This is a genomic window from Dietzia sp. SLG310A2-38A2, from assembly GCF_014145095.1.
Lineage (GTDB): Bacteria > Actinomycetota > Actinomycetes > Mycobacteriales > Mycobacteriaceae > Dietzia.
This window is the reverse complement of record NZ_JAALDX010000390.1, coordinates 2901-9905: the sequence shown is the minus strand read 5'-3', so window position 1 is coordinate 9905 and position 7005 is coordinate 2901. Positions and strand designations below refer to the sequence as shown.

The 7005-nt window shown below is 70.7% G+C and carries 7 protein-coding genes and 1 pseudogene; 5 read left to right on the top strand and 3 right to left on the bottom strand.

Going from position 1 to position 7005, the window contains the following annotated elements:
• The 3 genes and pseudogenes from G6027_RS13635 to msrB form a co-directional block, all read left to right on the top strand.
• Window positions 1–215, top strand: a pseudogene (locus G6027_RS13635) (alpha/beta hydrolase); the annotation flags it as partial.
• Between the two features lie 84 nt (window positions 216–299).
• Complete coding sequence (locus tag G6027_RS13630; RefSeq protein ID WP_346995738.1) at window positions 300–1496, top strand: glycosyltransferase family 87 protein; 1197 nt, start codon at window positions 300–302, stop codon at window positions 1494–1496.
• A gap of 9 nt (window positions 1497–1505) precedes the next feature.
• Complete coding sequence (gene msrB, locus G6027_RS13625; protein ID WP_182637640.1) at window positions 1506–1946, top strand: peptide-methionine (R)-S-oxide reductase MsrB; 441 nt, start codon at window positions 1506–1508, stop codon at window positions 1944–1946.
• A 78-nt stretch (window positions 1947–2024) separates the two neighbouring features.
• Here msrB and hemQ read toward each other — a convergent pair whose 3' ends face one another.
• Genes hemQ through hemE form a run of 3 tightly spaced genes read right to left on the bottom strand, consistent with a single transcriptional unit; the run spans window position 2025 to window position 5224 of the window.
• Window positions 2025–2720 carry a hydrogen peroxide-dependent heme synthase gene (hemQ, locus tag G6027_RS13620; protein ID WP_182637639.1) on the bottom strand — a complete coding sequence of 232 codons (696 nt, stop codon included), beginning with the start codon at window positions 2718–2720 and terminating at the stop codon, window positions 2025–2027.
• A 3-nt stretch (window positions 2721–2723) separates the two neighbouring features.
• Window positions 2724–4106: a protoporphyrinogen oxidase gene (gene hemG / locus G6027_RS13615; protein WP_182637638.1), complete on the bottom strand. Its 1383-nt coding sequence runs from the start codon at window positions 4104–4106 to the stop codon at window positions 2724–2726.
• 2 nt (window positions 4107–4108) lie between these two features.
• On the bottom strand, window positions 4109–5224 hold the full coding sequence (gene hemE / locus G6027_RS13610; RefSeq protein WP_182637637.1) for a uroporphyrinogen decarboxylase: 1116 nt from the start codon (window positions 5222–5224) through the stop codon (window positions 4109–4111).
• A gap of 106 nt (window positions 5225–5330) precedes the next feature.
• Here hemE and G6027_RS13605 point away from each other — a divergent pair, with 106 nt between their 5' ends.
• Together G6027_RS13605 and G6027_RS13600 are read left to right on the top strand one after the other, a co-directional pair.
• Window positions 5331–5918 (top strand): DUF3000 family protein, encoded by a 588-nt coding sequence (locus G6027_RS13605; RefSeq protein WP_182637636.1) that lies wholly within the window; start codon window positions 5331–5333, stop codon window positions 5916–5918.
• On the top strand, window positions 5915–7005 hold a 1091-nt coding region (locus G6027_RS13600), incomplete at its 3' end, for an HRDC domain-containing protein (RefSeq protein WP_346995737.1). The genes G6027_RS13605 and G6027_RS13600, both read left to right, overlap by 4 nt.

Here is a 7005-nt window from a genome sequence, read left to right as displayed (position 1 = left end):
TGATGGGCGGGATCGCGGACCCCGTCGCCGGTGCCGCCGCGCTGGAACCCACCGCGGGCATGCTGTCGGCCGCCGGCGCCGGTGACATCCGGATCCTCACCTGGGGCGCACCCGGATCGCGGGTGGTCCTCCACTCCGCGTGCGCCAGATCGACCGTCACTCAGTTCCTCGCGGACCCGGCCGCTGTCGAACGATCCGTCGCCTGCCCCTCATGACGGGTCCACCGCCGATGTGGCCCCGCCCCGGCCCACCGGGGCGCCTGCGTGGGGGACGCGACCCGGGCCGGTAGCCTGCACACCGTGCCGTTGCCGACCCGAAGCACTGATTCCGTGCCCCGCCTGCTGAACCACATCCTGTGGCCGCTGGCGATCATGACCGTGATCCATCGCGTCCTGATCAAGGCCGTCAACGGATCGATCACCAACGACTTCGGGACCGTCTACGCGGCGACCAGACGCTTCCTCGCCGGCGAACCCGTCTACAGCGAGAACCTGCTCACGGTCCAGCCGCACTACCTCTACGCCCCGAGCGGCACTCTCCTGCTGGCCCCCTTCGGCGTGATCGACAACTACACCGTCGCGCGGTGGCTGTTCATCCTCGTCAACACCGCGGCGATCATCGGCGCCCTGTGGCTGCTCATGCGATTGTTCGACCTCGACGTGCGATCGTTCGCGGCCCCGGCGATCCTCCTGGGGGCCTTCTGCACCGAGGCGGTCACCAACACCCTGGTTTTCACGAACGTCAACGGCGTGATCTTCCTCTGCCAGGTGGCCTTCCTGTACCTCCTCCACCGCAGACGACTCTGGTGGGCCGGAGTGGCGATGGGCCTGTCCCTGGCCATCAAACCGATGCTCGCCCCACTACTGGTACTCCCCTTGATCCGCCGTCAGTGGCAGCCCTTCGTCGCCGCCGTGGCGATCCCCGCCGCCACCATGGCCGCGGGCTGGGCGCTCACCGTGGACGCCGGGCGGTACCTCGAGGTGACCGCGCCCTACATGGGCGAGGTCCGCGACTACTACAACAGCTCCCTCGCCGGCCTCGGCCTGTACTACGGCGTCCCCGAACCACTCATCCTGGTGGCCCGGATCCTCATCGTGGTGGCCACCCTGCTGGCCGTATGGCTCCTGCTGGACTACCGGCACAACCACGAGGTGCTGTGGCTGGCCACCACCTCCGGTGTCATCCTGGCCGGAGTGTTCCTGGTCTCGAGTCTCGGCCAGATGTACTACTCGATGATGCTCATCCCGATCATGCTCACCGTGGTCCTGGACAAGTCGCTGGTGCGCAACTGGCCCGCCTGGTTGGCGGCATACGGGTTCTTCACGCTGGACTTCTGGGAGTCGGCCCGGTGGCCGTACTACGGGCGTCTGCTGGAGTTCGCCCACCCCACGCTCGGGTGGCTGTTGCTGCTGTTCACAGTGGTGGTGATCCTGCTGTGGCGACGCACGGACCCGCGCCGGCACGAGCGGATCGCACCGGCCGCCGCGGCGGCGTAGCCTGCGGACATGAGTGAGCGCACCGACACCCCCTCCAGCACTCCACAACCGGACTTCACCCTCGACGATGCCGAATGGCGCCGCAGACTGACCCCCGAGGAGTACCAGGTCCTGCGCCGGGCCGGCACCGAGCGGCCGTACACCGGGGAGTACACCGACACCAAGACCGAAGGGGTCTACCGCTGCCGCGGCTGCGGTGCCGAACTGTTCCGCAGTGACGCCAAATTCGACTCCCACTGCGGCTGGCCCTCGTTCTTCACGCCGTTGGCCGGGGGGTCCGTCATCGAGCGGACCGACAGCTCCCTCGGGATGACCCGCACCGAGGTGGTGTGCGCGAACTGCCACGGCCATCTCGGTCACGTGTTCTCCGGCGAGGGCTACCCCACGCCCACGGACCTGCGGTACTGCATCAACTCGGTGAGCATGACGCTCGAGCCCGCCGAGGACTGATCGCACGACGGAGGGGCCGGCCGGGACGTCGTGGTCCCGGCCGGCCCCTCGCGTGGATCCCCGCGGTGGTGGGACGTCTCAGGGCATCGTGGTGGCAAGCTGCTCGGCGCTGACCCGGGGCCCGGTGAAGAACGGGACCTCCTCGCGGACGTGACGACGCGCCTCCGTGCTGCGCATGACGCGCATCAGGTCCACGATGCGGTCCAGCTGCGGGGCCTCGAAGGCCAGAAGCCATTCGTAGTCGCCCAACGAGAACGACGGCACGGTGTTGGCCCGGACGTCCGGGTACTCGCGGGCGGCGCGCCCGTGCTCGGCGAGGATCTGGCGACGCTCCTCGTCGGGGAGCAGATACCACTCGTAGGACCGGACGAAGGGGTACACGGAGATGTACGCGCCCGGCTCCTCCTCGGCGAGGAAGGCCGGGATGTGGCTCTTGTTGAACTCCGCGGGGCGGTGCAGGGCGGTGTTGGACCAGTAGGCCGTGCTGGCCCGGCCCAGGATGGTGGTGCGCCGGAACTCGTTGTAGAACCGCTGCAGGTCCTCGATGTGCTCGGCGTGGGTCCAGATCATGAAATCGGCCTCGGCGCGCAGACCCGAGACGTCGTACAGTCCGCGGACCACCACGTCGGTGCCGTCGAACCGGGCGAGGAACTGCTCGAGGTCGGCGGTGACCGCGGCCCGGTCCTCCCCCAGCTCCCCGGGCGTCACGGTGAAGACCGAGAACATGAGATAGCGGAGCGTCGAGTTGAGCTTCTTGTAGTCAAGGCGTGCCATGGCTCAATCCTGCCACCCGGCGGCCAACCGCCGGGCCGCGGCCCGTGCCGAACCGATGCACGCGGGCACACCGACCCCCTCGGTCGCCCCTCCGACCAACTCCACCCCGGGCAACCGGTCCGCCACCTCGGCCCGCACGCCTGCGATCCGATCGGCGTGTCCGGGACCGATCTCCGCGAGGGCGTCCTCCCAGCGGCGGACACGGGAGTACAGGAGCCTCGGTGCGTTTCCGCACACCCCGGCCAGGGCGGATTCGGCCATCCGGGCCAGTGCGATGTCGTCCGCGGTGAGCACGTCGTCGTCGTCGAGCCGCCCGAACGACACCCGCACCAGGTGCCCCGGTCGGGTGTCGAGATGGGGCCACTTGCGACTCGTGAAGGTCATCGCCTTGAACGGCACCGGCTCGTCGGTGGCCACCAACACCCCGGAGAGGTCAGGCAGCTCGACCCCCCGGTCGACCTCCATCGCCACCACGGCGGACGAGGCCGTCCTGATCCCGGACAGCCCGGCCACCGCGCCGTCGACGCCACCGGCCGCGGTCAGGAGCGGCGTGGCGTGGGGGACGGGTACGGCGACGACGACGAGGTCCGCCTCCTCGACCCACGACCCACGGGCGCCGGTGACCGTCAGGGCGTAACCGGAGGTCTCACGGTGGATCGCGGTGCAGGTGGCGTGAGAGCGCACCTTCGCCCCCGAGGCCTCCAGCAGCGCGGCCACGAGGCGCCGGTACCCGCCGTCGAGGGTCGCGAACACGGGCCCCGGGACTCGAGTGCCCACGAGCTCACCGATGGCGGCGGTCAGCGTCGGCGCGCCGCGGTCCAACGCCTCGGCGAGACCGGGGATCACCTGCCGGAGGCCGAGTCCCGAGCTGGGGGCGGCGTACACCCCGCCGAGCATCGGATCGACGAGCCGCGAGACCACCGCGTCGCCGAACCGATCGGCCACGAGTCGGCCCAGCGAGACGTCCCCACCGGGCTCCCACTCCAGTGGCATGTCCGTCTCGCGGGCGGCCACGGCCAACTCGCCGGGGCTCAGGACACCGGACAGGCCGGACACGTCGGACGGGAGCCCCATGACGGTGCCGACCGGCATCCCGACCAGTCGACCGCCGGTGAGGATCGCCGGACCCAGCGGTCCCGGGTGTCGCAGGGCGTCGGTCAGCCCCAACTCGGCGACGAGCTCGGAGGCCTCGGGGCGGCGGCCGATGAAGGCCTCGGCCCCCAGCTCCATGGGGCCGGACGGGAAGTCGACTGTGTCCAGCGCCCCGCCGACCGAGTCCGACGCCTCGAGGACGGTGATCCGTGCACCGGGCAGGTCGAGGGCGAGCTGATAGGCGGCGGTGAGTCCGCTGAGACCGCCCCCGACCACCGCGACACGAGGGGCCATCCCTACTTCCCGGTCAGCTCGTGGACCAGCTCGACCACGTGGGTCACGGCGCCCGGGTCGGTGGCGGGCAGGACACCGTGCCCGAGGTTGAACACGTGCCCGCGGGCGCCACGCTCCCGAGCCCGCGCCCCTTCGTCGAGGATCCTGCGGACCTCGGAGTCGAGCGCCGAACGATCGGCGAAGAGCATGGCGGGGTCGAGGTTGCCCTGCAGTACCTTGCCCGGCACCCGTCCGGCGGCGTCGTCGAGCGGGATGCGCCAGTCCACGCCGACCACCTCCGGACCGGCCTCGCCCATCGCGCCGAGCAGCTCCCCGGTGCCCACCCCGAAGTGGGTGCGGGGAACCGTGGAGATCACCTCGTCGGCGAAGATCCCCGTGGAGTGAGGCAGCACCATTGAGCGGTAGTCGCGCAGGCTCAGCGCCCCGGCCCACGAGTCGAACAACTGGACGGCGTCCACCCCGGCGTCGATCTGTGCGCGCAGGAACACGGTGGTCAGGTCCGCCAACTTGGACATCAGCGAATGCCAGACGTCGGGACGGGAGTACATCAGGGACTTGGTGTGTTCGTGGTTGCGGCTGGGGCCGCCCTCGATGAGGTAGGAGGCGAGAGTGAAGGGGGCGCCGGCGAAGCCGATGAGCGCGACCTGCGGGTCGAGTTCGGCCACCACCATGCGGACCGCCTCCCCGATCTTCTCGAGACGGTCCGGGGTGAGATCGGGAAGCGCGGCGACCCCGGCCTCGTCGCGGATCGGCGCGGCCACCACGGGCCCGGTGCCCGGCACTATGTCGATGTCCACTCCCGCCGCCGCCAGCGGGATGACGATGTCGGAGAAGAAGATCGCGGCGTCCACCCCGTGACGGCGGACCGGCTGCAGAGTGACCTCGCAGGTCATCTCGGGATCGAAACAGGCCTCGAGCATGGTGCTCCCGGCCCGGAGTTCGCGGTACTCGGGAAGCGAGCGACCCGCCTGGCGCATGAACCACACTGGGGTGTGAGCGGCCCCGGTGCCTCCGACTTCGTCGAGGTAGGGGCCGGTCCCGGCTCGGCGCGCGGTGGCGCGGCCGGCACCCTGGGTGTCAACGGACCTGGGATTCGAGGGCACATCGGAGTTCAGCACACCCCCATGGTCCCACGAGTACGTCGCGGGGGCCGTCCACCCCACCCCGGTGGGCGACGGCGCGCCTCCTCGGGGCGCCGCCGGGTGATCGCTAGCGTGACGACCCGTGAGCACATCGGTCAATGACGGCGAGCCCGAGGTCTTCCGGGAAGCGGTCGAGTCGCTGTCCCGACTCGAGGTCCGCCCTGAGATCTCCGTCGGCCCGATCCGTCCTCCGCAGAGACTGGCGCCGTACAGTCACGCGCTCGGGGTGGAGATCATCCCGCCGTCCGGGGACGACGTGCCCGAGTTCTCCGACGGTGACGCGTTCGGCCGTCTGATCCTGCTCCACGACCCCTCCGGGGACGACGCGTGGAACGGCACTCTCCGGTTGGTCGCCTACATCCAGGCCGACATGGAGGCCTCGCTCGCGGGCGATCCGCTGCTTCCCCAGGTCGCGTGGAGCTGGCTCACCGAGGCGCTCGACGAGGACGCCGGACCGTACACGTCTCTGGGTGGGACCGTCACCAGCACCGCGTCGGTCCGCTACGGCGACATCTCCGGACCTCCCCAGGCCCACCAGCTCGAACTGCGCGCGTCATGGACCGCTCTCGAGTCGAACCTGACCGGACACGCGGCCGCGTTCTGCAAGACCCTCGCACTGGCCGCCGGGCTACCGCCGGTCGGCGTGACCTCCCTCCATCGTCGGGCGTGAGCGGCCGACGTCGCGGAGAGACTCCGCCGGGGGCGCCGCCACCCCCGGCCGAGTACGAGTTCGTGGACGACGCCCCCGGCATCGGGTCGGTCGCCTCCGTCGTGGCGTCCTCGGCCGGCCCGGTCGCGGTGGACGTCGAACGCGCGTCAGGGATCCGCTACTCCGAACGCGCCTTCCTCCTGCAGTTGCGTCCCGTCGAGGGGCCGGCACTGCTGGTGGATCCCGAGACCCCGGGCCAGACGGTGGGGCCGCTCGCGGAGATCCTCTCCGATCGCCCTCTGCTCCTGCATGCCGCGAGCCAGGACCTTCCGTCACTCCGTGAACTCGGGATCAGGCCGACCTCAGTCGTCGACACCGAACTGGCCGGACGGTTCCTCGGCATGGAACGGGTCAACCTGGGCGCGATGATCTCCGAGCACCTGGGCATCGGGTTGGCCAAGGCCCACTCGGCGGCGGACTGGTCGCGACGCCCACTGCCCCCGGCGTGGCTCGACTACGCCGCATACGACGTGCTGTTCCTCCACGAACTGGCGGAGGCGGTACTCCCCCGGCTCGACGAGCTCGGTCGTCGCGACTGGTTCGAGGCCGAGTGTCGACACCTGGTCGACTCCGATCCGCCCGCCCCCGCCCCGGATCCCTGGCGCAGACTGGCCCGCCTGACCTCCCTGCGCGATGCCCGGCAACTCGCCCGCGCACGGGAGTTGTGGATGGCGCGTGACCGGGTGGCGGCAGAGCGGGACATCGCCCCCAAGAGGTTGCTCACCGACGCGGCGATCATCGAGGCAGCCCGTACCGCGCCGACGAACCGGTCCGATCTACTGGCGATCGAGGGTTTCGACGGACCGCACCGCAGACGCCTGGCGGACGAGTGGCTGGCGGCGCTGGAGTGGGCCGCCGAACTCGGGCGCGGCGACCTCCCCTCCCGCCAGGCTCCGCGCGGTGAGCACCCTCCGCACACCACGTGGAAACGGACCGACCCGGAGGCGGCAGCACTCCTGGATGCCGCGCGCGAGGCGCTCGGTGCTCTCGCCGAGGAGCTGGGTATCGAACAGGGCCTGCTGCTCAAGGCATCGACGCTCCGACTGTG

Bases quoted from the DNA above. Each gene is read 5' to 3' on its own strand.
- hemQ (WP_182637639.1), bottom strand. From the start codon at position 2,720: ATGGCACGCCTTGACTACAAGAAGCTCAACTCGACGCTCCGCTATCTC.
- msrB (WP_182637640.1), top strand. From the start codon at position 1,506: ATGAGTGAGCGCACCGACACCCCCTCCAGCACTCCACAACCGGACTTC.
- hemG (WP_182637638.1), bottom strand. From the start codon at position 4,106: ATGGCCCCTCGTGTCGCGGTGGTCGGGGGCGGTCTCAGCGGACTCACC.